The following is a 25,390-nucleotide window of genomic DNA, read 5'->3' as shown; positions in this document are numbered from 1 at the left end:
GCGGCCGGAGGCGGGGCCGTGAGCGGGGGCGAGCGGGAGATCGCCCGCGAGCGCGTCGCCAGGCGGCGCAACAGACATGGCCTCGCAGGCATGTGGAAAAGGACAGGTCTTTCGAGACATGTCGTTTGGAGCATGCTCTTCGGGGCGGCCCTGGCCGCGTGCGAGCCGGCGCGGGCGCCCGAGGTCCGCGGGGTCCGCGGCAAGCGCGAGCTGTTCGGCGATCCGGCGCTCGTGCCCACGCGCGCGGGCGAGCGCGCGCGCGAGGAGCTGGCGCTGTCGGACGCGGTGGTCGCGGCCCTGCGGGCGCTCGGGGCCGAGGGGCTGGCCGTCGAGGTGCGTTTGCCGCGGGCCGACGATCCGGGCGCGGTGGTCGTGACCGGGCTCGGCCCTCCGGGCTGGGACGAGCCGGCCGCCGCGGCGCTGGTCGGCGAGCTCTGCGGGCCGTGGAGCGCCGGGCGGGTGCGCGTGGCCTGGCGCGGCGCGGCCCCGAGCCGGCCGGAGGGGGGGCCGGGCGATCTGCCGCTGCTGTTCGCGCTGGTCGGGCTGGGCGCAGCCGGCGGCGTGACGGTCGACCGAGCCCTGCGCCGGCGCGCTCGCTCGCCGCTGCGAGGCTGAGAGCGCCCGGGTACACTTGCCCGCGATGACCAGCGCGCCCCTCTACGTCGGGATCGATCTCGGGACCACGAACTCCACCGCGGCCGTGTTCGACGGCGAGAAGGTGACGCTGGTCCGCAACGCCCAGGGCTCGCCGATCACCCCCTCGGTGGTCCGCATCGACGCCCGCGGCAACGTGACCGTCGGCGCCCGCGCGCGCCGCTTCCTCGACACCGACGCCGACAACACCCGCAGCGAGTTCAAGCGGTTGATGGGCACGGCGCAGGGGATCCGCTTCCAGGCGGCGGGCGTCGAGCGGCGGCCGGAGGAGCTGGCGGCCGAGGTGCTGCGCTCGCTGCGGGCCGACGTGCGCGACCAGATCGGCGTGCTGCCGGCGCGGGCGGTGATCTCGGTGCCGGCGCTGTTCGAGCTGCCGCAGACCAGCGCGACCTCGGAGGCGGCGCGGCTGGCCGGGTTCGAGCGGGTCGAGCTGCTGCAGGAGCCGATCGCGTCGGCGCTGGCGGCCGGCTGGACGGTCGAGGACCAGGGCGGCGCGTGGCTGGTCTACGACCTCGGCGGCGGCACCTTCGACGTGTCGCTGCTCGAGACCCGCGACGGCCTCTTGCGGGTGGTCGGCCACGACGGCGACAACTTCCTCGGCGGCCGCGACTTCGACTGGGCGATCGTCGACTGGGCGATCGCCCAGGCCGCGCGCGACGGCGTCGTCATCCGCCGCGGCGACCCGGCCCACGCGGCCGCGGTGCGCAAGATCAAGCTCGCGGCCGAGGAGGCGAAGATCGAGCTGTCGCGGGTCGAGTCGGCCAGCATCACCGTGCCCGGGCTCGACCTCGGGGGCAGCAGCCACGATATCGACGTCACGCTCGACCGCGACACGCTCGAGCGCCTGTGCGCGCCGGCGATCGACCGCTCGATCGCGGTGTGCCGGAGGCTGCTGCAGGCCCACGGCGTGGCCGAGGGCGGGCTGACGCGGGTGGTGCTGGTCGGCGGCCCGTCGGTGATGCCGGTGGTGCGGCGCCTGGTCAGCCAGCAGCTCGCGGTGCCGCCGGCGGAGGGCCTCGACCCGATGACGCTGGTCGCCCAGGGCGCGGCGATCTTCGCCGCGACGGCCGGGCTCGAGGCGCGGCCGAGCGCGATCGAGCCGGTCCGCGGGGCCAAGGTGTGGCTGCAGTACCCGGCGATGTCGTCCGACCTGACGCCGCACGTGGTCGGCCGCCTGGTCGAACGGACAGGTCCGGTCAATTCGGTGCCGACCGAGGTCCAGCTCGGCCGCTCGGACGGCCTGTGGGACAGCCCGTGGACGCCGCTCGACGAGGAGGGGGCGTTCGTGCTGCCGGTCTCGCTGGTGCCGCGCAAGCCCAACGTGTTCCGCCTGACCGGCAAGAACATCCAGGGCAACACGGTGACGATCGACCCGCCGACGCTGACGATCGTCCAGGGCCTGACGATCAGCGACCCGCCGCTGTCGCGCACGATCGGGGTGGCGCTGGCGAGCAACGACGTCCGCGTCTACTTCGAGCGCGGGGCGCCGCTGCCGGCCCGGCGCACGTTCACGCTGCACACCGTCGACAGCGTGGCCCGCGGGGCCGAGAAGGCGGTGATCAAGATCCCGATCGTGCAGGGCGAGTACGAGCAGGCCCACCTGTGCCGCCTGGTCGGCGCGCTCGAGATCGGCGGCAAGGAGCTCAAGCAGACGCTGGCGTCCGGGGCCGAGGTCGAGCTGACGATCGAGCTCGACCGCGGCGGGCGGATGTCGGCGCGCGCGCTGATCCCGGCGATCGGCCAGGTGTTCGAGCACGTGGCGCACCTGCTCGTGCCGGAGGCCGACCCCGAGGTGCTCGCGTCGACGGTGACGGCGACGCGGGCGCGGCTCGGCGAGCTGCGCACCGACGCGTTCCGCCGCCAGGCCCGCGACTCGATCGAGCGCCTGGCCAAGGTGGAGAGCGCGCTCGACGACGTCGGCCGCGACATCGAGGCGGCCCGCGGCGGCGACACCGACGCGGCGCAGAAGGCCCGGCGCACGCTGATCGAGGTCGACGCGCAGATCGAGGCGGTCGAGCTCGACCGCCGCTGGCCGGAGCTCGACCGCGAGGCCCGCGAGGCGCTGATCTGGACCACCGGGTGGGTCCAGGACTACGGCCAGCCGCACGAGCAGACGCTGTACCAGGAGACCGCCAAGGCGGTCGACAAGGCCCGCCAGGCCCGCGACCCGCTCGAGCTGCAGCGCCAGCTGCGGCTGCTCCGCCGCCTCGGCTCGTCGGCCTACGGCCGCCACCCCGACGCGTGGAAGCACCGCTTCGAGGACGCGGCCGCCGACGCCGGCAACGCGACCGACGTCGCCCGCGCCCAGGCGCTGGTCAAGGAGGGCCGCGAGGCCCTGGCCAAGGGCGACAACGAGGCGCTGCGGCGGGTGACGCAGAAGCTGTGGCAGCTGCTGCCGAGCGCGGCCGAGGACCGGCGCAAGGGCCACGAGTCGGGGGTGCGCTGAGCACCTGGCCTGTCGACCCTGTCTTGAAGGACCTGTCGGGATCACCATGTCGCAAAAGCCAGACGACTTCCAGGCCTTGGCCGACAACCCGTTCTACGTGCTCGGGCTGCGGCCCGACTGCAGCCGGGTCGACGTCGAGCGCGAGGGCCAGAAGCTGCTCGGGATGCTCGGGCTCAAGCTGAAGTCGGCCGCGACCTACATGAGCCCGCTCGGGCCGCGCCCGCGCACCGAGGACAAGGTCCGCGCGGCCATGGCGGCCCTGCGCGACCACGAGAAGCGGCTGGCGCACGAGTTCTGGGCCAGCCTGCCGCCGCCCGCGGCGCCGCCGAGACCGCCGCCCGCCCCCGAGACGAAGGGCCCCGGGCCGGCCCCGTTCGCCGAGGCGTTCGCGGCGCTCGGGTGGAGGCGGTCATGAGGACGCGCGCGACGAGAGAGCCGGGGGCGCGGCGCGACGCCGCGACGGTGCGCGACCGGTCGCGCCGCGAGCACGCGAACGGCGAGGCGGGAGCCGAGCGACCGCGCGACCCGCTGCTGGCTGGCGGGCCGGATCCTCGGCGCGGGGCGCTCGCGCGGGGCAGCGCCGGCGGACCGCGGGGTCGCGACGGTCGTGGCGCCGGCGCTCGGTTCGTGTGCCGGCGGCTCGGGCCGTGGCCGGTGTTCGCTCTGCTCGGGCTGTGGGTCGTGCTCGGCGGCCCCGACTTCGTCGCCCAGGCCTACGCGATCGGCAGCGTGCTCGGCGCCCTCATCCTCCTGATCGCGCTCGGCGGCTGGCTCATGGCGCTGCTCGATCTGGTCGGCGGCCTGGTGTGGCCGGTCCTGCGGCGCACCGTGATCGCCGCGGGCCTCGTGCGGACCAGCTACTGGCTGGCGCTGCTGGCCCGCTCGAGCTGGGAGCGCGAGCGCGAGGGCGGGCAGGTCGTCGCCGCCGCGCTGGCGCTGCTGCACCGCTCGCACGACGCCGCGCTGGCGACCTGGCTCGAAGGCAAGATCCAGGCGCGGGCCCGATCGGGGCTCGGCGGCATCGTCGCGACCGGGCTGCTCGCGGCCAGCCGCGGCGATCGCGACGGCGCGCGCGACATCCTCGCCGGCGTCGACGGCTTCGACCCCGACTTCGCGCCCAGGGCCGCGCGACGGGCCGCCAACGACTGGCTGGTGGCCGATGCGGCCGCCCGCGGCGACTGGATCAGCGTCATGCGTCGCGGCGTGCAGCCGGGCCAGGCGACCGCGTACACCCGCTTCCTCGCCCGCGCGGCCGCGCGGATCCGCGGCGAGGCGCTGGCCGGCGAGCCCAACCCGACCGACGTCGGCCTGTGGGTGTCGTGGCTGCTCGCGCCTGGCCGAAAGGCCATGCGACCGCTGCTCGACCAGGCCCGCGCGGCGCCGCGGGTGCTGCACCAGCGCAAGCCGCCGCCGCCCGCGCCGCCGCCGGCGACGGTGCCGCTCATCGATCCCGCCGTCCACGCCGACGACCCCGTGGCCCACGCGCAGGCGCTGCACGCCACCTGGCTGGCGCTGCGGCCGAAGACCGCCGGGCAGCCGGCGACGGAGCTCGAGCAGCGGCTGTCGGCCACGCGCATGCAGGAGCTCTGCCGCGCGTGGGAGGCCGCGTGGGCGCCCGCCGAGCGGCGCATGCGGCAGCGGGCCGCCGTGTTGACCGCCCAGACGCGCGCCGAGGAGGCGCTGGCGGCGATCCGCCGCGTGGTCGCGCGCGAGCTGGCCGAGCTGGCGCGGGCGGCCAAGCTGCCGCTCGACAGCTTCGAGATGGACGTGCCGACGGCGGCCCAGGCCGCGGCCGAGCTGCGCGCCGAGCTGCTCGGCGGGGTCGAAGAGGGCTCCGAGGAGCTGCGCGCGCGCACGGCCGCCGACCGCCGCCTGCCGCCGGCCGAGGAGTCGCGCGCGTGGAACCAGTTCCGCCGCCGCTACGAGGAGGCGGTCCTGCTCGGCGGCATGGCGCTGCGCTACCTGATGTTCCCGCAGGTCCATCGCGACGTGTGCGGCTACGCGGTGTGGCTGTGGAACGACCGCAAGGAGTACGGCCTGTCGGGGCCGATGTTCCAGTGGCTGCTGGCCGAGGCCGAGGCCGTCGGCGACGTCGAGGCGATCGAGCTCCAGCGCAAGAACGTCGGCGCGAAGAAGTGAGCGGGCTGTCTCTCGGGACAGCTCGCGGCTGGCGTTGCGGCCGTCCCCGCGGCTGCGCCGCGGTGTGGGACATGCTCCGAAAGACATGCTCGTTCGAACATGCCCTGATGAGCATGTTCGAGCGGCCCTGCCCGAAAGCCCAGGCTCTACACGTACTCGATCTCGATCGCCAGCCCTGGCCCCGAGGGCAGGCGGGTCGTGCGGTGGTCGTGCGGGGTCGTCGAGTGCCAGCGGGCGAACCCGTGGCAGAGGGTCTGGACCGCGCGCAGCCAGCGGGTCACGGCCTCGACGCGGGGGAACTCGGCGCGCAACAATTGCGAGGCGCCGGTCAGACCGCACAGGCTCTCGTCGTGCAGCGCCTCGACCTCGGCGGCGGCGGCGGCGGGGCTGAGGCCCTCGTTGCGCAGCATGCAGCCGAGCAGGTTGGGGCGGTGCGAGACGAGGTCCTCGGCCACGCCGACGAGGTCGTCCTGGACGGCGACCAGGCGGGCGGCGTAGCGGCGGACCGCGGCGTGGGCAGGGTGGCTGCGCACGGCCAGCGGCAGCGGACAGTCGCCGACGTACTCGAGGAAGTCGATCGCCGGGGCCACGCCGACGCTGGCGACGCGGATCGGCAGCAAGTCTTGCCGCGCGGGGTAGGGCGCCTCGGCCTCGATCTTGGCGCGCCAGTGCGCCTCGCAGCGGTTGGCGTCGAGCCAGTCGGCGAAGTCCTCGGCCAGGCGGCCGCACCAGGCCGGGCCCATCGCCGCGCGACAGCGCCGGGCCACCTCCCACCACGCGCGCAGGGCCGGAGGGACGTTCTCCGGCAGGCCGTCGCTGCCGCGTACGGCCGCCAGCAGCTCGGCCTCGGGGAAGCCGCCGTCTTCGCCCAGCAGCGCCCAGAACGTCAGAAATCGCAGGGCCGTGGCGGCGCGCTGCGGGTCGGCTGCGAGCGTGGGCCAGCCGCCGAGGCGGGCCACCGCCAGGCCGCGGAAACCAGCGCCCCCGAGCAGGCGCGGGCCCGGGCTCAGGACCTCCTGCAGCCCGAGGTCTCCCGGTGAGAACCAGGGCAGCGGATAACGCAGCGTCACCTCGATCGCCAGCTCGGCCGTCATCCGTGATCGATCGTCGCGTGGGAACTTCATGCGAGGAGGAGGGAGGAGAGAGGTCCGCCCCGGGCGTCGGACCGGCGGTCTACGGCCCGACGCCCGAGACCGGCGACTCCGGGCCCGGAGTACCGGCGACTTGTCTACGGTTGGTCGATGGCCAGGAGGCGTCGATCCCGTGACCGAGCTGGGGTCTCGGCACGCGCAATCCTCCCGGTCGTCCAGTGAGCGGCGCCACTGGGTCGATCGGATCATGACGATCATGCGTCCGCGACACAAAGAAGTGGACGAACGAAAATGTCGCTCCACGCCCCCATTCAGGTGCAGAGGGGCTGTGCGTCCCATTGTGACTCGAAGGTGTAGCGACGCAAGTTGGGCCGCCACCCGCCGTGTCGCAGATCAGAGTCGAGTCCCCGAGCAGCGGCTCGCCGCACCGGCGCACCCGGGCGCCTTCGACGGGTGCGAATCGGCTGTGCTGCAGCGGACGGCTGTCCCCCGTCCGAGGCCGACGGGCGGCCCTGCGCCGGCGCTCAGGGGGCCGGCGGCTGAGCTCTCGTAGACGCGGCGGAGGTGTCGGCGCTCGCGGAGGGGGCGTGGATCACCCGCTGCGGCAGCGGGATCACCAGGCCTTCACGACGCAGGCGGATCAGCAGGCGCTTCAGCATCGCCGTGGTCAGGGGATTGCGGTCGACGAAGTTCTGGATCTGCACGAACACGCGGACCTCGAGCGCCCACTCGCCGACGCGCATGCGCACCGCGGGGGCCGTGTCACGCACGCCGGGCAGGGTCTCGCGCGCCCGCCGGACCTCGTCGACGAGGATCGCCTCGAGCGCCTCGGGGTCGACGTCGAGGCTGACGCGGATCGGGACCTCGATCCACATGGTCGGGTCGGGCCGGCTGAAGTTGGTCATGATCGCCTCGCCGAGGCGCTTGTTCGGGATGTAGATCAGGAGGTCGTCGAGCGTGCGCAGAGTGGTGGTGCGCCAGCCGATGTCGGTGACGAAGCCCTCGAGCTTGGTGTCGACGTTGACGAAGTCGCCGACGCGGATCTGCCGTGACGCGCTGAGGTTGACGCCGGCGAACACGTTGGCCAGCGTGTCCTGGAAGGCGAGGGCGACCGCGAGGCCGCCGACGCCGAGGGCGGTCAGGGCCGGGAACACCGACACCCCGAACAGGCCGAGGATCGCGCCGACCCCGAGCAGCAGCAGCAGCCCGTTGATGATGTACTTGATGAGGGTCGTGCCGCCGCCCGCCGGCGACTGGTTGCGGCCGACGATCTCCGACACGATCCGCATCAGCGTCAGCGTCACCGACAGCGCCAGCACCGAGGCCGAGACCTTCTCGGCGACGCCGATCGAACGGGCCTTCCACGGCAAATCCGAAACCGCCGCGACCACGCCGGCGAGCACCGCCCAGAGCAGGGCCCGGTCGCGCAGGCGGGCGGTGATGATGTCGTCGATCACCCAGTCGTTGCGGGCGCTGGCGCGGACCATCAGCGGCAAGACCACGAACCGCAGCAAGAGCCCGAGCAGCAGCGCGAACACCAGCTCGGCGGCCACGTCGGCGTAGCCGCGCGCGGCGCGGGGCAAGATCTCGAGCGCCAACCATTGCAGCTGCGGCAACGGGAAGACGGCGTCGTCCATCGGGGCTGACAGGATCTCGATCACGGCGAAACGAGCGCGGCCCACAGGGCCTCGATGTGCTCGCGCAGGAACATATACTCGAAGGCCGCGAGCGCCAGGAAGGGCCCGAACGGGACGCGGGCTCCCATCACGCCGGCGTCCGGGTCTTCCTCGCCGAGCTCCGGGTCGTCGCCGTGGACCTCCGCGAGCGCGGTGTTGGCGACGCGGCGGCCGAGGAGCAGCATCGGCACCGCGACGAGCAGGCCCTGGATCGCGCCGGCCGCGAGGGTCCACATCAGGCCGCGCGCGCCGCCGAAGGCGCCGATCATGCACAGCAACTTGCCGTCGCCGAGGCCGAGCGCCTCGATGCCGCGGTAGCGCAGGTAGACCCAGCGCAGCCCGGCGATCAGCAAGTAACCGCACGCGGCCGCGAGCGCCGCCTCGACCACGCCGACGCCGAGCGTCGCCGGGCTGACCGCCGCGACCACGAGCCCGAGGCCCGCGATCGGCAGCACGACCTCGTCGGGGATCAGCCACAGATCGAGGTCGGTGTAGGTCGCGATCAAGAGGCCGAGGCCGAAGCAGAACCACAGCAACCACTCGACCAGGCCGGGCGGCCCGCCCTGGACCATCGGCCGCAGCACGAACTGCAGGTAGAGCGTGAAGCTCAGCACGCCGCCGAGCAGCTCGACGACGAGGTAGCGCAGGGCGAACGGCTCGCCGCAGCGGCGGCAACGGCCGCGCAGCAGCAGGTACGAGAGGACCGGGATGTTGTCGTACCAGGCGATCGGCGTCTCGCACGCGGGGCACGCCGAGCCCGGACGGACGACCGACAGCCCGCGCGGCAGGCGCCAGATGGCGACGTTGGCGAAGCTGCCCCACAGCGTGCCGAAGAGGAAGGCCAGCCAGGGGGCCCAGGGGGCCATCAGGGCCTTCACCAGGACCGGATTGGTCTCGACCAATTCGAGGGCCTCGGGGCCCTGGAGCGTCAGCAGCGGCTCGAGCATCGGGTCGCGGAGATCCTACGCGATCCGGCCCGCGCTTGTTCCTGTTATCCTCCGCGCGTGCCAGCGCCCCCGATCCGGCCGGTCCGACTGCAGGTAGGCGGCCTCGCCCTCGCGCTCGTGCTCGCGGGCGGACCCGCCTGCGGCGGCGACGACGACGCCAACCTGCCGGTCGCCGAGGCGGCCAGCCTGCCGCCGCGCCCCGGGGCCGCGCGCCAGAGCCAGGAGGAGCTGGCGCGCGCCGCCGTCGACGCGCTGCTCGCGTCGCCGAGCCCCGCGACCTTGCTGGCGGTGCTCGGCCAGAGCCACCTCGTCGCCCGCGCGCTGCTCGGCCGCCACACCCTCAAGTACACCGCCGAGTTCAGCCTCACGCCGGTCGAGCCGGTGCGGCCGGCGGTCGACACGCCGGTGCTCTTGACGCAGAAGGTGGTCGACGAGCTCGAGCTGCAGTGGGCCGCCGGTCCCGAAGAACCTGTCCGTTTCTACCTGTCTCAACGTACCGATCAGCACCGCGGCCGCGAGGTGATGGTCCTCGACGAGAAGGCCTACACGCGGATGCTCCACCGCGGCTGGCACGTGCGCCCGCTCGACGCCGACCTCCACCAGCGCTGGCTCGACGAGGCCCAGCGCAGCGTCCACGACGTGGTCGAGCTGGCCGCCCCGGCGCTGGCGGTGGCCGCCGCAGAGGAGGGCGACACGGTGCGCGTGACGCTGTCGCTGGCCGAGCCCGGGGCGCGCGTGCCGGTGCCCCGGAGCGCGGCCCCGGGGCGAGAGTGGCGCGAGAAGGCCGAGATCACGGCCGTCGAGGGCACGCTGACCCTGGAGCGCGCCACGGGCCTGTGGCAGACCGCGGAGATCCGCATCGGCTACGGCCTGCGCGACGAGCTCGAGCGAGCGCTGGTCGGCGAGACCCACCTCACCGGCACGGCCGCGCGGACCCCCGATCTCCAGATCCACGCGCCGGAGCACGTGCAGCCGCTGCCCGAGCGGGTCCGCTACGAGAGCGAGCGGCGGCGCCTGCTCGACGGCCTCGCGGGCACCTGAGCCGGACGCCGCGGCGAGGTCCAGTCCTTCGGGCCCCCCGGCGATCGCAGCCCGGCGAGGCCCACGGCGCGGCCCCTCGCGGGTGGGCGAGCGGACTCAGGCGGTCGCGCGGGCGCGTGCGCGGGCGTCCTCTTCGGGTCCGGGAGCGGGCGTACGGGCGCCTCCGCGTGAGCTGACGCGCCCTGGCGGGGCCCGGGGGCCTTTGCGTCGCCGCTCGCCCGCGCTAAAAGGCCACGCGTGACGAAGCCTGCCCTTACGCGCGCGGCCCTGCCGCCCGCCCTCCAGCGCGCCCTCGACCTCGCGGTCGACGCCAAGGCCGCTGCGCCCGTCGTCCTCCAGCTCACCGACGTGGCCGGTTACACCGACTGGGCGCTGGTCGTGTCCGGCCGCTCCGACCGCCACGTCGGCGGCATCACCGAGGCGATCATGGCTGGTCTGAAGGACATGCAGACCACCCCGATCGGCACCGACGGCCTCGAGGAGCACCTGTGGGACCTCCTCGATTACGACGACTTCCTGATCCACGTGTTCTACCACCCGGTGCGCAAGCACTACGATCTCGAGAGCATGTGGCGCGACGCCCCGCGCGCGGAGCTCGGGCTGCCGCCCGAGGTCATGGACACCTCGACGCTCGAGGGCCTGGCCCCGCCGGTCGACATGCCCCCGTTCCGCGGCGGCAGCTTCGGCGCCTTCCCCGGCGAGCTCGAGGACGAGGAGGAGCTCGCGGGCGCGCCGGGTGAGCTGCCCGAGGGCGGCGACGACGAGGGCGAGGACCTCGACGAGGGCGAGGAGGGCGACGTCGCCGAGTACGACGAGCCGGACGACTTCGCCGACGACGAGGAGGGCGACTACGCCTACGGCGACGAGGACGACGAGGACGACGAGGACCTCGCGGCCGACGACGACGCCGGCGAGGCGGTCCCCGCCGAGGCGCCGCCGCCCGCGCGGCGCAAGTGAGCCTTCGCCCGTGAAGATCAGCGTCGTCGCCGCCGGCAAGCTCAAGGACACCGCGCTCGTCGCGTTGTGCGCCGACTATTTGCGGCGCGTCCAGCCGTTCGTCACCGTCGAGATGCTCGAGGTGCGCGACCTCGCGGCGATCCGCGCCCACTGGACCCGCCACGAGGGCGCCCGCGTGCTCCTCGACGAGCGCGGCGAACAGCTCGCCACCCGCGAGCTCGCGCAGTGGATCGACCGCTGGCGCCGCGACGCCCGCGACGTCGCGCTCTACATCGGCGACGCCGACGGCTTCACCGTCACCGACCGCACCCAGGCCGACCGCCTGCTGGCCGTGTCCCGCCTGACCCTGCCGCACCGCCTGGTCCGCCTGATCCTGCTCGAGCAGCTCTACCGCGCCGGCAGCCTGCTCGCCGGGCACCCGTATCACCACGGGTGAGCCTGTCCGAGCGGGCATGTCCGAGCGGGCATGTCCGTTCGGGCATGTCCGAGCGAGCGCATCTCCGGCGAGGCGGCTCGCCGGCCGCCTCGGCCCGCCGGTTCTCCGTCCGCGGACCGTCGTCCGGACCGCCCGCGGCTGGGTTATCCTCGGCCCCGTGGACCAGCCGCCGCGCGGACACGCCGACCTGCTCGCCCTCGTCGCCCGGTACGCGACGGCCGAGGGTCAGACGTACTCGCCGTACCCGGGCGTGTGGTTCTGGCGGGCCGATCGGCCGACGACGAAGCGCAAGTCGCAGGCGTTGACGCTGTCGCTGGTGACGGTGGTGCAGGGGCGCAAGGAGGCGAGCTTCGGCGCGCACGCGCTGACCTACGATCCGCTCCACTACCTCTTGCTGACCGGCGAGTCCGAGTTCGAGAGCACCGTGCTCGAGGCCAGCCCCGAGCGGCCCTACCTCTCGGTGTGCGTCGCCATGCCGCCCGACGTGGTCGCCCGCACCCTGATCGCGCTGGCCGACAGCGACGCGGGTCCGGTCGACGAGCCGGTGCCCGCGTTCGTCTCGCGGCTCGACCCGGCGATCCTCGGCGCGCTGTGCCGCCTGCTCGACACGGTCGGCGATCCGGCCGAGCGGGCCGTGCTGGCGCCGCTGATCGTCGAGGAGATCGTGTTCCGCCTGCTGCGTTCGGAGGCCGCGGCGGTGCTGCGCCGCGCGGTCCGTCGCGGCGACGAGGCGCGGATCCAGGAGGCGATGGCGTTCATCCGCACCCACGCCGCCGCCCGCCTGACGGTCGAGGGCCTGGCGCGGCGGGTCGCGATGAGCCCCTCGCACTTCGCCCACCGCTTCCGCGCGGTCGCCCGCGTCAGCCCGATGCGCTACGTCAAGCACGTCCGCCTGCACGAGGCGCGCACCCTGCTGCTCCGCGGCGCGCGAGCCAGCGAGGTCGCGGGCCAGGTCGGCTACGCCAGCGCGTCGCACTTCACCCGCGACTTCAAGAGTTACTTCGGCGTCCCGCCGGCCGAGTACGCCCGCCGCCTGGCCGCCGCCGGCGACGGGCCGCGCGAGCTGCAGCGGACGGCCTGACGGGCCCGCAGGGCGGGCGTTCGGCGGTCTCGCAGGATCGGGCAAGAGAAGCGCAGCGCCCGGCGTGGCGCGCGCGCGCGGCCTCGCTTACAGATGAGGGCATGAAGACACGCAAGCTTGGCACCTCCGGCATCGACCTGTCCGCCATCGGCCTCGGCTGCATGGGCATGTCCGACTTCTACGGCCCCGCCGACGAGCAGCGCTCGATCGCCGTCCTCCACCGCGCGCTCGCCGAGGGCGTCAACTTCCTCGACACCGCCGACATGTACGGCACCGGCCGCAACGAGGAGTTGGTCGGCAGGGCGATCCGCGACCGCCGCGACGCCGTCGTCCTGGCCACCAAGTTCGCCATCCGCCGCGGCCCGAACGGCGAGTTCCTCGGCGTCTCCGGCAAGCCCGAGTACGTCAAGCAGGCCTGCGACGCCAGCCTCAAGCGCCTCGGCGTCGACGTCATCGACCTCTACTACCAGCACCGCGTCGACCCCGAGGTCCCGATCGAGGACACCGTCGGGGCGATGGCCGACCTGGTCAAGGCGGGCAAGGTGCGTCACCTCGGCCTCAGCGAGGCCGCGCCGGCGACGATCCGCCGCGCCTCCAAGGTCCACCCGATCGCCGCGCTGCAGACCGAGTACTCGCTGTGGAGCCGCGACCCCGAGGACGAGCTGCTCGGCCTGTGCGCCGAGCTCGGGATCACCTTCGTCGCCTACAGCCCGCTCGGGCGCGGCTTCCTCACCGGCCAGATCAAGTCGATCGACGACCTCGCGGCCGACGACTACCGCCGCCACTCGCCGCGGTTCCAGGGCGAGAACTTCCAGCGCAACCTCGACCTCGTCCGCCAGGTCGAGCAGCTCGCCGCCGCCCGCAACGTCACCGCGGCCCAGCTCGCGCTGGCCTGGCTGCTGGCCCGCGCGCCCCACATCGTCCCGATCCCCGGCACCCGCAGCGAGGCGCGCCTGGCCGAGAACATCGCCGCCGTCGACCTCGTGCTGACCGCCGAGGAGCTGCAGGCGATCGACGCCGTGGCGCCCCGCGGCGCCGCGGCCGGCGAGCGCTACCCGGAGGCCAGCATGCGCCAGATCAACGGCTGAGCGGCTCGCTCGCGGGCGGCCCGGCGGCGCTGCCGTGACGGGTCTTCGAGACATGTCCAGGAGACCATGATCAAGCGGGCATGTCCGATGGAGCATGTCTCGAAGCATCTACGGCGCTCCTCGGGCTTGAGCTCCTCCGGACCCGGACGGCGAGCGGCGCGGCGCTCCCGCAGAGTGACGGCAGCGTCACGGCGCCGCGGCCCGAGCGACGGAGCGTGCGCGAGCGACTCGAGCGTCGCGCGCACGCGCTCGAGCGAACGGGCGGACGCGACCGGCGCGTGATCGAAGGGGCGCGAGGCGGGCGCGCGTGGCTGCGGCAAATGCGACGCGGCCTTCCCGGGCGACGACGGACGCGCTAGACGACGCCCATGTCCGCAGGTCTTCGCTCTCCCGCGCACCTCCTGATGTCCTTCGCCGTCCTCCTCGCCTGCAGTCCCAGCGACCCCGGCACCACCGACGGCGCGACGGACGGCACGAGCACCGGCGAGACCGACGCGACGACGACGACCACGAGCGAGCCGACCACCGGCGAGGCGCCCACGGGCAGCACCGGCGACGCGACCACGAGCGACCCGACGACGGGCGACCCGACCACCGACGCGACGACGACCGACGACACCACGACCGACTCGACCACCTCGCCGGTCGACACGACGACGGGCGACGAGACGACGACGACGGGCGACGAGACGACGACGACGACGGGTGACGAGACGACGACGACGACGGGCGACGAGACGACCGGCGACACGACCACCGGCTCGACCACCGACGAGACGACGGGCGGGGAGGGCCTCGGCCCCGACGCGCAGGCGGCGATCGACGCGCTGGAGCCGGTCGTCGACGGCGTGTGGTGGCCCAGCGAGTCGGACTACCCGTGGACCGTGTTCGGCCTGCCCGGCGCGGCCCCGGTCACGGTCGACAACCTCAAGGAGCTGGTCGGCCCGCTGATCGTGGTCGACGACGGCGAGGCGCCGCTCGCGGAGCAGGCGATCGAGGAGAAGCCGTGGGAGGAGATCTTCCTCGACATGACGACGCCGCAGGACTGGTGGACCGACTACGAGATCATGCGCGCGGAGCAGTACCAGGCGATCCGCGACACCCTCGACGCCCACCTCGTCAACCTCAAGATGTTCCGGATCGGCGAGAAGCCGGGCAACTGGCTGTCGGGGGCGATCGACATGTTCGTGATCGGCGAGACCGCCGACGGCGACCTGGTCGGGATCCAGACCGTCTCCGTCGAGACCTGAAGCGCGAGCGCATCGGCGCTCGCGTCTCGCGGCGGGACCGACGGGCCCGCACTCGCGGAGCCTCGCGTCGAGGGCGGTCCGACCGCGGCCGGGTGGGCCCGCCACCCGGAACGCGCTGCTCTTGCCGGCCTCCACGCTCCGGGGGCGCCGTCCGGCCAAGCCCTCGCATGCGCGAGAGCCCGGCACCGGAGGCCCCTCGCCCGAACGGCCTCGCCGGAGCGAGGCCTCATTCCAGCGATGCACCGGTGCGTGCATCGGGCCGCCCGCTCCGATCGGGGCCCGCGGGAGCAGGCGAGCCCGAGGGCATGTCCGACAGGGCATGTCTTTTCACGCATGGCATCAAGGACATGCCACTCAGGACATGCTTGAAACATCATGTCACGCGGCTCACTGCTTGTGGACCACGCCCTGGTCGTCGACGGTGAACGTCAGCTCCTCGCGCAGCAGCTGGTTGCTGTCTTGCGAGCGCGACAGCATCACGGTGGCGGTGGCCTCGTCGAAGCCCTCGGCGACCGACAGCAGCACGCGGAAGGTCTGGGGCGTGCGGGGCGGGACGAAGCCGTCCCAGCGGGTCGCGCCGCCCTCGACGTTGAAGCCCTTGATGTAGACCTCGGCGACCAGCTTGTTGGTCTCGACGATGCCGGCGACGCGCATCTTGAGCACGATCTCGACCTGGCGCGGGCCCTTGGGCTCGTAGGTGAGGTCGAGCTGGAGGTCGGCGGCGTCTTCCTTGACCGACTCGCTGCGCAGCGAGATCGGGCCGCCGGCGGGTTTGTGGGCGCAACCGAGGAGGACCGCCGCGAGGGCCACGGAGACGAGGGGGCGCATGGCACCGCCGGTTTTACACCCGCGCCGCCGCGGCGTCAGCGGGACGGCAGCCCGAACTGCAGCGCCAGCTCCACCCCGAGCGACAGCTCGAGGCCGCCGACGCGGAAGCGCGGGGTGCCGGTCGTGTCGGCCAGGCCGATCACCCGCGCGCCGTCGTCGTGGTCGATCGCGAAGCCGCCTCCGAGCTCGATCCGCGGGCCCACGCGCAGGCCGAGCCGCGGCGACGGCTGGGCTCGCCAGCCGGGCGACAGCCGGAGGAAGCCGCCCAGCAGCGGCGGGCGGGTCAGGACGTCGTCGTCGCCGGCGGCCAGGAGCGGGGCCTGCTCGCCCGCGCGCGTGATCCACCACGGCTCGATCGCCAGGCCGACCAGGATCGGCAGCTCGAAGCTCTTGCGGCGCAGGGCATAGCCGGCCGCGATCGCCACGCGCAGGCGCCCGAGGCCGGCGCCCGCCTCGCTCTGGCCGATCGCGCGGGTCTCGAGCGCCGCGGCGAAGCCCCGGGGGCTGCGCACCTCGACGCCCAGCCCGCCGCCGCCGCCCGCCAGCGGCCCGCCGTAGGTCGGCGGGCCGAGGCCGAGGACGGTCGCCGCGTGCAGGCCGAGGCCGAGCTCCCAGCGTGGTTTTTGAGACATGTCCTCGCGGACCGGCTCTTTGAGACCTGTCGTTTCGGACCGGGTGGGCGGCGACTCGACGTGCGGGGGCGCGGGCTCGGGCGCGGGGGGCCCGGCTCGGGGGCGGTCGCGGCCGCGGGCGGCGGGATCGCCACGTCCTCCGCGTCGGGGGTGACCGCGCCCTGCTCGACGGCGAAGATCAGGTTCGCGGCGGTGCTGGCGGCGACGCGGACCTCTTGCCCGATCTCGATGATGAAGCTGCGCTCGTAGGCGCGGCCGTCGGAGGTGATCACGCGGATCGTCCCGCGGTCGTCGGCGGCCCGGGACAGCTGGAGATAGAGGTGGGGCGACGCGGTCGGGGCCGCGCCGCCGTGGCGCTCGATCGGCAGCCGCGGCAGGCGCAGGCGCAGGGCCGCCAGCACGGCGGCCTCGTCGAAGCCGGTGATGTCGGCGCGCGCGGCCCGGAACTCCTGCGGCTCGTCGGCGGGGTCGCCTGTCCCTGGGGACATGCCCGAAGCGACACCCGGCGCGGCCGCGGGGGCGACCAGCAGGGCGACGAGCGCGCATGTCGAGGCGAGGAGCACGGGGCCAGCCTAGCGCGTTTCAATCGCAGCCGTTGTCGACGCACACCGCCGCGCCGAGGTAGGCCGAGTCGCAGCAGACGGCGAGGTCGCCGGTGCAGGCCGACGGGCAGGGGCAGGTCAGGCACTCGCCGGCGTAGGTGTAGGGGCGGCAGTCGCCGGCCAGGCACACCTCGTCGCCGGCGCAGGGGCTGCCGCAGGCGTCGCAGTGCAGCGGGTCGTCGCCGAGCACCACGCAGGCGCCGTCGCAGTCGGTGCGGCCGTCGCCGCAGCCCTCGACGCACTTGCTGTTGTTGCACAGGCCCTGGTCGCCGCAGTCTTGATCGCACTCGCCGCAGTGGTTCGGGTCGCTGCGGGTGTCGGCGCAGGCGCCGCCGCAGCGGACCAGGCCGTCGCGGCAGCGGCATTCGCCGGCGTCGCAGCGCTCCCGCACCGGGTCGCAGGCGGGGTCGCAGCAGGCTTCCGGAGCGACGCAGTCGCTGCCGCACGGGACCTGGCCATCGGGACATGTCGGGTCGCCGCACGCGGTGGCGCAGGTGGTGCCGCTGTCACAGCTTTCCTGTCCCTCCGGACATGTCTCCGAGTCGTGGGAGGTGTCTTCGCTGGCGTGGCTGTCCTCGCTGGCGTGGCTGTCCTCGCTGGCGTGGCTGTCCTCGCTGGCGTGCGAGCTGTCGCCGCTGTCGCTGCTGCCGTCGTCGGTCGAGCCCGCGCCGCCGATCGTGTACTCCTTCAAGCAGGCGGAGGCGCTCGCCAGCGCCAGCGCGGCGGCCAGGCCGAGCAGGCGCGCGAGAGGCCGACCCATCGAAGAGGACCGCCCGGCGAGGGCCGCAGGTGCGACTTCGGCGGCCGCGAGCTCGGCGGCTGTAAAGCGGTTGGACCGCCGCGCGGCCGTCGTCGAGCCGGCGCCGCCCGCGGCCATGGGAGCGCCCGGGCGCACTGCGAGGGCAGGACCGACCCACCTGCCCAGCCGCACGCGAGTCGCCGCCGCGCGCGTCACGGCGCCTCTCCGCCGGCGGCCCCGGCGAGGGCAGCCTCGGCTTGCTTGCGATGGGCGCCCGCCGGGTGGTGCTCGAGGTAGTCCTGCCAGCAGGCCGCGCGGCTGACGGCCGGGCTGCGGCGGCACAGGCCGGCGCGGGCGTCGTCGGCGAAGCGGCCGCTCGGGAAGCGCCGCAGGTACTCGCGCCACACGGCCGCCTGGCCGTCGCCGCCGCGGAGCTGGCGGGCCAGCGCGAACAGGTCGCCGTAGGCCAGCTCGGCGCGCGCGCCGGCGCCGGGGAGGGCGAGGATCTCCCGGTACTTGCGCTCGGCGGCCGCGAGCTCGCCCTTCTGCCACAAGAGCTGCGCCTCGTCCTCGAGCGAGGGGCCGGCCGGCGCGGGCGCGAGGTCCTCGACCGGCTTGCGCCGGCGCGGGCCGTCCTTGGCGACCGGCTTGCGCGGCTTCTCGTCGGTCGGGTCGTCGGCCGCGGGGCTCGCCGGGACTGGCGAGGATGACTTTTCAGGCATGTCCTCGAGGACATCCTCCGAGGATGTCTTCCAGGGCATGTCCTCGGGGACAGCCGCACGCGGCTCGGCGACGCCGTCGACGTGGACCTCGGTGGTGCCGCCGACCCGCGTCTCGCCGTGGCGGCCGCCTGCGCCCTCGAGGGCCGCCGCGGTGCCGCGCTGGTCGGCTCGCCGGGCGACGAGGTCGGGGCCGACGACCGCCAGCAAGACGGCCGCGGCGAGGGCCGCGGCCACGCCGAGGGCGACGCCGATCCGGCGGCGCCGGGACACCTGCGGCGGCGGGATGCTGGCCAGGCGGCGCTCGGCGAGCTTGCCGTCGAGCTCGGCCTTCAGCGCGCCGGTGAACGGGGCCAGCGCCTCGGCGTCGCCCTTGCCCTCGCCGGGCGCGAGCGGGACCACCGGCGGCAGGGCCTCGGCGCGCGCGACCGCGTCGGCCGACACGGCGGCGGGGTCGAGCTCGCGGGCGCGAGCCAACATGGCCGCAAAGTCAGGTGTGGGCCGGGCCCGGGCGACCAGGCGATCGAGGTGATCGGCGGTGTCGCGGGTGAACGGCGCGAGCTCGGGCGGGAGGCGGTCGTCCTCATGCGTCGCCATGGTCGCGCTCCTTGTCGTGAGAGTCTTCGGCGAGCCACCCGAGCCGCACGAGCTCGCTGCGGATCCGGGCGCGGGCCCGGGTGGCGCGCACGCGCAGGTTGCCGGGCGAAATGCCGAGCTCGGCCGCGGCCGCGGGCACCGGCATGTCCTGCAGGTCGCACAGCACGAAGGCCTCGCGCAGATGCGGAGGCAGGGTCTCGAGCACCGCCATCAAGACCTCGGCGCGGCGCTGGCGGAGGTGCGCGCTCTCGGGGTCGGCGTCGGTGCCGACGCTGCGCTGGGCGCTGACGACCTCGAGACGATCCATGGCCTGGTCACCACGGTAGCGCGAGCGCCAGTGCTTGCGCACGATGTTGACGGCGATCCCCCGCAGCCACCCGGCGAACGAGCCCCGACCCTCGAACTGCGCCAGGCCGACGAAGGCCCGCGCGAACGTCTCCTGGACCAGATCCTCGGCCGCGGCGGTGTCGCCGGTGAGATAGGCGATGTGCCGGAACACGCGGTCGAAGTGCTCTTGATAGAGGCGCGACCAGGCCTCGATGTCGCCGCCGCGCGCGCGATGAAGGAGCTCGGCCTCGCGGTCCTCCGCTTCGGAGGCGCTCGGCGTCGAGCCCGGACGTAGTAGCTGCAGGAGCGAACCCACTCGACCCCCAGGTACCCGATCGCGCCGCGGTGTTACAGGCATTCACGTCGCGCGAAAACGCGCGACGCAGACGGCGAAGAAATTTTCCCCACACCCTGTAACAACCTCGCAGGTCCGGGGACTCGGGGGCGGAGACCAAGACTCATGCGCATCTTCGGCACCTCGATCTTTTCCCTGTCCACGACCCTGTTCCTGTTCGGCTGTGACATCGAGCTCAACGGCAAGAACGCCGACGACCAGGCCGACAACGAGAAGGACGGCGAGGGCGACGGCGGCGGCGACTCGCAAGGGGACGGCGACGGCGGCGGCGAGGGCGACGGCGAATCGCAAGGCGAGGGCGACGGCGAGAGCCAGGGCGACGGCGGCGAGGGCGACACGCAGGGCGACACGCAAGGCGACGGCGGCGAGGGCGACACGCAAGGCGACACGCAAGGCGACGGCGGCGAGGGCGACACGCAAGGCGACACGCAAGGCGACGGCGGCGAGGGCGACACGCAGGGCGACACGCAAGGCGACGGCGGCGAGGGCGACACGCAGGGCGACACGCAAGGCGACGGCGGCGAGGGCGACACGCAAGGCGACGGCGGCGAGGGCGACACGCAAGGCGACGGCGGCGAGGGCGACACGCAAGGCGACGGCGGCGAGGGCGACACGCAAGGCGACGGCGGCGAGGGCGACACACAAGGCGACGGCGGCGAGGGCGACACGCAAGGCGACGGCGGCGAAGGCGACACGCAAGGCGACGGCGGCGAGGGCGACACGCAGGGCGACGGCGGCGAGGGCGATACGCAGGGTGACACGCAGGGCGACGGCGGCGGCGAGGGCGACACGCAGGGCGACACGGGCGAGGGCGACACGCAGGGCGACACGGGCGAGGGCGAGGGCGACACGCTCTGATCGAGCCTCACTGGTGGCCACCTGGATGCCGATGCCGATGCGTGCGTCTCGTGCCCGCTGACGGCATGGCGAGGCCATCGTCCGCGAGGGCGATGGCCGTGGAAAATTCGAGCGACTGCGAGCGCGAGGAGCGTCCCCGATCGACGATCGGTGCGGAGTCATGCGCGCTCTGCCGGGTGCCCGGTGTGCTCCGGGCGTCGAGAATCACTCGTGCGTCGGACGGGCGCGCCGAGCCGCGCCGGCGATCGCGAAGAAGCGCCGCGGCCGACCTCGCAGAGGTCGACGCGGCGCGAGCACCGTCACGCGACTGCAGGGCTCAGCGGTTCTGCTGGCCCTTGTCGGTCTCGACGTCCGTGCCGACGTCGGTGCGATTGCGCTGCTGGTTGTCCTGCTGCTGGACATCACGGTCGGTGCGCGGCGTGCTGGCCGGCATGTCGGTCTGTTGACGGCCGCCCTGCTGCTGCTGCTGCTGCTGCTGCGGGTTGCGCTGACGCTCGTCCTGGGTCTGGCCGGTGCCGCGGTCGAGACGTGTGCCCTGCTGCTGGTTCTTCTGATTGGGGGTGGTCATGACTGTGTCTCCTGATCTGGTCTTCGGGACAGGGCGGTCATCCGCCCCGTCCGAAGCTCGGCGTCGGGAGCATGTTCGGCGCAGCGGGTCGGGCAAGTGACAAGTACGATCGCCGAGTCGACGCGACGAAGCGGCGGCGCGACGTCACAGCGGTTCGCTCGCACGACTCGTGCGTGAGACTGGCAGGGCTCGCTCGTCGATTTCACCGGTGACCCGCGACGTCGACGTCGTGCGGCGCCGCGGCAGCGTGCGGCCGCGCGGGCCGCGTGGCGTGCTCGACGGAGACGAGCGGGCTCAAGTCACCAGCTCGGCGAACATCCGCAGCATCGGCTCGGTGAACAGCGGCGACGGCAGGATCGTGCCGCCGAGCGCCCACGCGCGCGCCAGCGGCAGCGGCCAGCGACGCACGCGCAGCGGGCCCTCGACCGCGAGCAGGACGCCCTGCAGCGAGAAGAACGCGGCTGTCCGCAAGACCATGTCGAGGTCGAGCGAGGCGGCGACGATCCAGGTGTGCAGGGCGACGCTGACGGCGAACGCCAGCGCGAGGCCGGCGCCGGCGTGGCCGCGGCGGGCCAGCGGGACGAAGCAGTGCTGCCGCAACCACCGGTTGACGACCAGGTTCCAGCGCTCGCCCCAGAAGTCGCGCAGGCTGCGGGCGAGGATCGGGTGGCGCTGGACCGGCGGCACGCGGGCGCCGAGCAGCCGGCCGATGCCCTCGAGCAGGCCGGCGGCGGTCTCGGCGAAGGCGTAGACGAAGGCGCAGCCGGCCAGCCAGCGCAGCGGGAGCCCGCCGTAGTGCGGCGCCAGGACCACACCTGTCCACAAGGACATGTACATGCAGGCAGCCGCGACGAGGGTCCGCGACCACACCCCGACGTCGAAGCGCGGGGGGACCCACTCGCAGCGGCGGCTGTCGACGATCGCCAGCACGTGGATGACCCGGCGCAGGGGCCCGAACTCGCGCGGCTCGCGGGCGAGATCGATCAGGCGGGCGAAGCCCCAGAACGCCGCGGCGGCCAGGACCGCGCGCAGGAACGGGGAGCCGGCGTCGAACGGGACGAGGAACGCCGGCAGGGCGACGACCAGCCCGAGCGCGCGCCGCAGCGGGGAGCCGGCGGTCACGAGGGCGGCGAGGACGAGGAGCGCGAGCATCGTCGCGCGCAGTGTACCCGGCCGGCGCCGCGCTCGACCAGCTGGCTCGTGGGACAGGTCACAAGTCGGGCGCGACGCCGCGCCGCGGCGACGATCCCGCGGCGCGCAGGGGCGAGCGCACCCTGCGGACGGCAGGTCGCGTGCTCGTCGGGCTCATGGATGGGAGAGCGCAGCGCCCTGCGACCGCGAGGCTCGGGGCAGGGCGCAGCGGACATCTGCCGACGTGGTGCGACGCGATGGGGGGGGGCGGCCTGAAGTGGCTCCGCGAGACGAGACGCCTCGCCGACGTGGTGCGACGCGATGATCGTGGCGAGCTGAAGCGGCTCGCGGGACCCGACGACTCGGCCGCGACGCGATGTTCGTGACGCTCGTGAACCTCGAGCGCCGCGCGGAGAACGAGGCCCGCGCTCACGGGCAGAAGTCGCCGGCCGGGTTCTCGGAGCTGCAGGTGTTGAGGCTCGCGTTCTGGCCCTTGGGCACGCTGACCGTCTCGAGGTGGATGTGCGGCCCCGACGAGCAGCCGGAGTTGCCGCTGTGGGCGACGAGCTGGCCCTGGTCGACGTGGCTGCCGTTCTCGATCCCGGGGCCCAGGCCGTCGATGTGGAGGTAGTAGACGAACAGGTCGTTGGCCGGGTTGTTCGGGTCGCCGCAGTCGGACTTCAGCTCGACGTAGTTGAACGCGTTCCAGCACTGCATGCTGCAGCCGTTGCCGTAGCAGTTGGGCAGGCCGGTCTGCTGGCCGACCACGGTGCCGGCGATGCCGGCGTAGATCGGGGTGCCGAGCGCGACGCCGTAGTCGATGCCGTAGTGCGAGCCGCCGTTGCCGCAGGCGGAGAACGCCTGCGTCACCACGCCCGGCGGGACGTGCAGGCAGCACTCGCCGCCGTTCGGCACCGCCTTGCACGCGTCGGGCTCGCCCGGCGGATGGACCTGGCAGCCTTCGGGGCACACCGTCTTGCCACCTGTACAATCGTACAGGTCGTTCGGGTCACCTGCGGGCAGGCTCTGGCCGCAGTAGAGACCGTCGCCGCTCATCGCTCCCTGGCACGGATCGCCCGCGGGGTTGCAGGCGTCGGCGACCCCGGGCGGATTGACCTCGCAGCCGGCGATGCACACCGTCTGGCCCGCGGTCGCGCCGTTCTGACAATTGTAGAGGACCATCGCGTCGCCGCCCATCCGCGTGCCGCCGCAGTAGAGGCCGTTGCCGCTCATCGCCGACGGGCACGAATCCTGCGCGATCGGCTTGCACGCGCCGGCCTCGCAGCCGGCCGGGCACGGCGTGGCCGACTGCGTCAGGCCGCCGCCGCATTGGTAGAGGCTGCCGTGGTCGGCGAGACCGCCGAGCTCGCTGCCGCAGTGCGGACCGTCGCCGATGCCGTCGCACGGATCGGCAGGGGTGTTCGGATCCGTGGTGCTCGTGGTCAGCGGTCCCTGCGTCGTGCTCTCGCCGGTGCTCGGCTCGTCGGTAGGTCGGGCGCGGTCGTCGTCGGACACAGCGTGAGCTGCTCGCACGGCGCAGCGGTGCTCGCGCTGTCGCTGCCGGTGGGACCGCCCGTGCTGCCGGAATCGCTCGCGTCGGTGGCGGTTCCGGCGGTCACCGCGGACGCGCTCGTGATCGTCCCCGCCGACAGCCCGACGGTCCTGCGGACTCGCCGCAAGCCTGCGTGATCGCGACAGCGACGACAGCGGACAGGAGCGCGTGCGAGCGAGCCATCGCCCTCGACGATACTCGCGCGCTGCGCCGGGCGAAAGCAGGGCTGGGCGAGCCTCGGTGAATTCGCGAAGCTTGGCCATGCGCCTAACGTTATCGCTCGCTCGCATGTTCGCCGTCTCGCTCGTCGCCGCCGGGTCGGGTGCGTGCGGCGACGACGAGAAAGACAGCGCCTCGGGGTTCGCGACGGGCAGCGGCGCGACGATGACGACGACCGACGACTCGACGACGGCGCCGACGACCGGCGAGCCGCCGACGTCGACCTCGACCACGTCGACCACGACGTCGACGTCGACGTCGACCACGACGCCGACGACGACCGAGCCGGTGCTGCCGACCGACGGCACGAGCACCAGCACGTCGACCACCGACGCGACCACCGACGAGACGACGTCGACCACGACGGCGACCACCGACGACAGCACGGGCACGACCGGGATCGAGGAGTGCGGGGCGCCGGGGATCCTGCTGGTGTGCGACAAGGACGACGACACCGATCCGTTCCACGCGATCGGGGTCGGCTGTCTGGGGGCCAAGGAGAACACGATCCCGATCGCCGACCCGGTGTTCATGTCGCAGCCGATCGCGTGGCGGGCCGCGCGGGGCTTCGGCACCGCCGAAGATCCGAACGCGCCCGGCGAGCTGCTGTTCCGCCCGCGCGAGGGCGAGAAGTTCCTGGTCCTCAGTACAGGTCGCGTCGCCAACCTCGACGGCGAGGGCGTCCTGGTCGAGACGATGTCGCAGTTCGAGAACGACAACAACTTCAACCCGGACATGCCCGACGCCCTGCCGGCGCCGATGAGCCCGCTGATCGGGTCGAACGGGGGCCAGGGCGGGACGCCGTTCGCGGGGTGCGACGGGGTCAACGACTGCTCGGACAGCATCGAGCCCAACTGGACGCTCGGCAACGGCGACCCGAACGATTTGCTGTTCGGCTCGTTCACCGTCGAGGTCCCGCCCGGGGTCGACGGCTTTTTGTTCGACGCGGTGTTCTTCTCGTCGGAGTACCCCGACTTCGTCGGCGACACCTACAACGACATGTTCATCGGCTGGTCGACCAGCGAGGCGTACACCGGCAACGTGACCTTCATCGCCGGTCAGCCGTTCACCGTCACGTCGCTGGCCGAGGCGATGATGAACGCCGGCTACGTCGACGACGCGCCCGAGCTGGCCGGGACCGGGTTCGAGTCGCACGGCACCACCGGCTGGGTGACGATCCAGGCCCAGGTCGTCCCCGGCGAGACGTTCACGTTCGCGTTCGCGTTGATGGACATGGGCGACAGCAGCAAGGCCACGGTGACCCTGGTCGACCACTGGCGCTGGGACTGCAAGGGCTGCGTGCCGCTCGAGGTCGACCCGCAGTGCGGCACCGAGGGGCACCCGAAGTGCTGCGGCCTGTGCGTCGACCCGCTCGACGATCCGATGTGCGGGACCGAGGGCCACCCGGCCTGCTGCACGGCGGGCTGAGCGTCGAGATCGTCGTCGGCGTCGCCGGG

At 73.7% G+C, this 25,390-nt stretch carries 24 protein-coding genes; 13 read left to right on the top strand and 11 right to left on the bottom strand.

The window, feature by feature from the left end:
• Window positions 1-132: 132 nt before the first annotated feature.
• From NAEX_RS01785 to NAEX_RS01770, 4 genes are all read left to right on the top strand, one after another.
• A complete protein-coding gene (locus NAEX_RS01785; protein WP_096325792.1) occupies window positions 133-615 on the top strand; it encodes a hypothetical protein in 483 nt (160 codons plus the stop codon).
• Window positions 616-640: 25 nt separating this feature from the next.
• Window positions 641-3,100 (top strand): Hsp70 family protein, encoded by a 2,460-nt coding sequence (locus tag NAEX_RS01780; protein WP_096325791.1) that lies wholly within the window; start codon window positions 641-643, stop codon window positions 3,098-3,100.
• A 46-nt stretch (window positions 3,101-3,146) separates the two neighbouring features.
• Entirely contained in the window at window positions 3,147-3,515 is a 369-nt protein-coding gene (locus NAEX_RS01775) for a hypothetical protein (protein ID WP_096325790.1), read from the top strand.
• A 239-nt stretch (window positions 3,516-3,754) separates the two neighbouring features.
• Window positions 3,755-5,239, top strand: coding sequence for a hypothetical protein (locus NAEX_RS01770; protein WP_143141193.1), 1,485 nt, complete (start codon window positions 3,755-3,757; stop codon window positions 5,237-5,239).
• 146 nt (window positions 5,240-5,385) lie between these two features.
• On the opposite strand, the gene NAEX_RS01765 is transcribed toward NAEX_RS01770, so the two are convergent.
• The 3 genes from NAEX_RS01765 to NAEX_RS01755 form a co-directional block, all read right to left on the bottom strand.
• Complete coding sequence (locus NAEX_RS01765; RefSeq protein WP_143141192.1) at window positions 5,386-6,363, bottom strand: terpene synthase family protein; 978 nt, start codon at window positions 6,361-6,363, stop codon at window positions 5,386-5,388.
• Window positions 6,364-6,854: 491 nt separating this feature from the next.
• The gene (locus tag NAEX_RS01760; protein ID WP_211302338.1) at window positions 6,855-7,991 is read right to left on the bottom strand and encodes a mechanosensitive ion channel family protein; all 1,137 of its coding nucleotides are present in this window, start codon (window positions 7,989-7,991) and stop codon (window positions 6,855-6,857) included.
• The gene (locus tag NAEX_RS01755; RefSeq protein ID WP_096325786.1) at window positions 7,988-8,953 is read right to left on the bottom strand and encodes a prepilin peptidase; all 966 of its coding nucleotides are present in this window, start codon (window positions 8,951-8,953) and stop codon (window positions 7,988-7,990) included. The genes NAEX_RS01760 and NAEX_RS01755 overlap by 4 nt, the downstream gene beginning before the upstream one ends.
• Window positions 8,954-9,010: 57 nt before the next feature.
• Here NAEX_RS01755 and NAEX_RS01750 point away from each other — a divergent pair, with 57 nt between their 5' ends.
• The 6 genes from NAEX_RS01750 to NAEX_RS01725 all read left to right on the top strand — a co-directional run bounded on the left by NAEX_RS01750 (window position 9,011) and on the right by NAEX_RS01725 (window position 14,806).
• The gene (locus NAEX_RS01750; RefSeq protein WP_143141190.1) at window positions 9,011-9,994 is read left to right on the top strand and encodes a hypothetical protein; all 984 of its coding nucleotides are present in this window, start codon (window positions 9,011-9,013) and stop codon (window positions 9,992-9,994) included.
• A 237-nt stretch (window positions 9,995-10,231) separates the two neighbouring features.
• Window positions 10,232-10,951 carry a ribosome silencing factor gene (gene rsfS, locus NAEX_RS01745; RefSeq protein WP_096325784.1) on the top strand — a complete coding sequence of 240 codons (720 nt, stop codon included), beginning with the start codon at window positions 10,232-10,234 and terminating at the stop codon, window positions 10,949-10,951.
• A gap of 10 nt (window positions 10,952-10,961) precedes the next feature.
• Window positions 10,962-11,387 carry a 23S rRNA (pseudouridine(1915)-N(3))-methyltransferase RlmH gene (locus NAEX_RS01740; protein WP_096325783.1) on the top strand — a complete coding sequence of 142 codons (426 nt, stop codon included), beginning with the start codon at window positions 10,962-10,964 and terminating at the stop codon, window positions 11,385-11,387.
• A gap of 157 nt (window positions 11,388-11,544) precedes the next feature.
• A complete protein-coding gene (locus NAEX_RS01735; RefSeq protein ID WP_170135373.1) occupies window positions 11,545-12,468 on the top strand; it encodes an AraC family transcriptional regulator in 924 nt (307 codons plus the stop codon).
• Between the two features lie 101 nt (window positions 12,469-12,569).
• Window positions 12,570-13,556 (top strand): aldo/keto reductase, encoded by a 987-nt coding sequence (locus tag NAEX_RS01730; protein WP_096325781.1) that lies wholly within the window; start codon window positions 12,570-12,572, stop codon window positions 13,554-13,556.
• Window positions 13,557-13,924: 368 nt separating this feature from the next.
• On the top strand, window positions 13,925-14,806 hold the full coding sequence (locus NAEX_RS01725) for a nuclease A inhibitor family protein (protein WP_143141189.1): 882 nt from the start codon (window positions 13,925-13,927) through the stop codon (window positions 14,804-14,806).
• A 387-nt stretch (window positions 14,807-15,193) separates the two neighbouring features.
• Here NAEX_RS01725 and NAEX_RS01720 read toward each other — a convergent pair whose 3' ends face one another.
• The 5 genes from NAEX_RS01720 to NAEX_RS01695 form a co-directional block, all read right to left on the bottom strand.
• Window positions 15,194-15,634, bottom strand: a complete 441-nt coding sequence (locus NAEX_RS01720) for a hypothetical protein (RefSeq protein ID WP_096325779.1) — start codon at window positions 15,632-15,634, stop codon at window positions 15,194-15,196.
• A 35-nt stretch (window positions 15,635-15,669) separates the two neighbouring features.
• Window positions 15,670-16,266 (bottom strand): hypothetical protein, encoded by a 597-nt coding sequence (locus NAEX_RS01715; protein ID WP_096325778.1) that lies wholly within the window; start codon window positions 16,264-16,266, stop codon window positions 15,670-15,672.
• A 582-nt stretch (window positions 16,267-16,848) separates the two neighbouring features.
• Window positions 16,849-17,628, bottom strand: a complete 780-nt coding sequence (locus NAEX_RS01705) for a hypothetical protein (protein ID WP_143141188.1) — start codon at window positions 17,626-17,628, stop codon at window positions 16,849-16,851.
• Between the two features lie 191 nt (window positions 17,629-17,819).
• Window positions 17,820-18,923, bottom strand: a complete 1,104-nt coding sequence (locus tag NAEX_RS01700) for a hypothetical protein (RefSeq protein WP_096325775.1) — start codon at window positions 18,921-18,923, stop codon at window positions 17,820-17,822.
• On the bottom strand, window positions 18,910-19,566 hold the full coding sequence (locus tag NAEX_RS01695; protein WP_170135372.1) for an RNA polymerase sigma factor: 657 nt from the start codon (window positions 19,564-19,566) through the stop codon (window positions 18,910-18,912). The genes NAEX_RS01700 and NAEX_RS01695 overlap by 14 nt, the downstream gene beginning before the upstream one ends.
• Window positions 19,567-19,710: 144 nt before the next feature.
• On the opposite strand from NAEX_RS01695, the gene NAEX_RS49430 reads away from it, so the two are divergent.
• The gene (locus tag NAEX_RS49430; RefSeq protein WP_170135371.1) at window positions 19,711-20,463 is read left to right on the top strand and encodes a hypothetical protein; all 753 of its coding nucleotides are present in this window, start codon (window positions 19,711-19,713) and stop codon (window positions 20,461-20,463) included.
• Between the two features lie 316 nt (window positions 20,464-20,779).
• Here NAEX_RS49430 and NAEX_RS01685 read toward each other — a convergent pair whose 3' ends face one another.
• The 3 genes from NAEX_RS01685 to NAEX_RS47185 all read right to left on the bottom strand — a co-directional run bounded on the left by NAEX_RS01685 (window position 20,780) and on the right by NAEX_RS47185 (window position 23,677).
• On the bottom strand, window positions 20,780-21,031 hold the full coding sequence (locus NAEX_RS01685; protein ID WP_096325773.1) for a hypothetical protein: 252 nt from the start codon (window positions 21,029-21,031) through the stop codon (window positions 20,780-20,782).
• Between the two features lie 294 nt (window positions 21,032-21,325).
• Entirely contained in the window at window positions 21,326-22,183 is an 858-nt protein-coding gene (locus NAEX_RS01680; protein ID WP_096325772.1) for an MBOAT family protein, read from the bottom strand.
• A 408-nt stretch (window positions 22,184-22,591) separates the two neighbouring features.
• Window positions 22,592-23,677, bottom strand: a complete 1,086-nt coding sequence (locus tag NAEX_RS47185) for a M23 family metallopeptidase (RefSeq protein WP_100793382.1) — start codon at window positions 23,675-23,677, stop codon at window positions 22,592-22,594.
• A gap of 27 nt (window positions 23,678-23,704) precedes the next feature.
• Here NAEX_RS47185 and NAEX_RS49425 point away from each other — a divergent pair, with 27 nt between their 5' ends.
• Together NAEX_RS49425 and NAEX_RS01670 are read left to right on the top strand one after the other, a co-directional pair.
• A complete protein-coding gene (locus NAEX_RS49425) occupies window positions 23,705-23,851 on the top strand; it encodes a hypothetical protein (protein ID WP_170135370.1) in 147 nt (48 codons plus the stop codon).
• Window positions 23,852-24,002: 151 nt separating this feature from the next.
• Window positions 24,003-25,361 (top strand): choice-of-anchor L domain-containing protein, encoded by a 1,359-nt coding sequence (locus tag NAEX_RS01670; RefSeq protein WP_100793383.1) that lies wholly within the window; start codon window positions 24,003-24,005, stop codon window positions 25,359-25,361.
• Window positions 25,362-25,390: the final 29 nt, after the last annotated feature.

Origin of the sequence: Nannocystis exedens (assembly GCF_002343915.1) — a bacterium.
Taxonomy (GTDB): Bacteria; Myxococcota_A; Polyangia; order Nannocystales; family Nannocystaceae; genus Nannocystis; species Nannocystis exedens.
The sequence above is the reverse complement of the archived record's forward strand: the minus strand, read 5'-3'. Positions and strand labels throughout refer to the sequence as shown.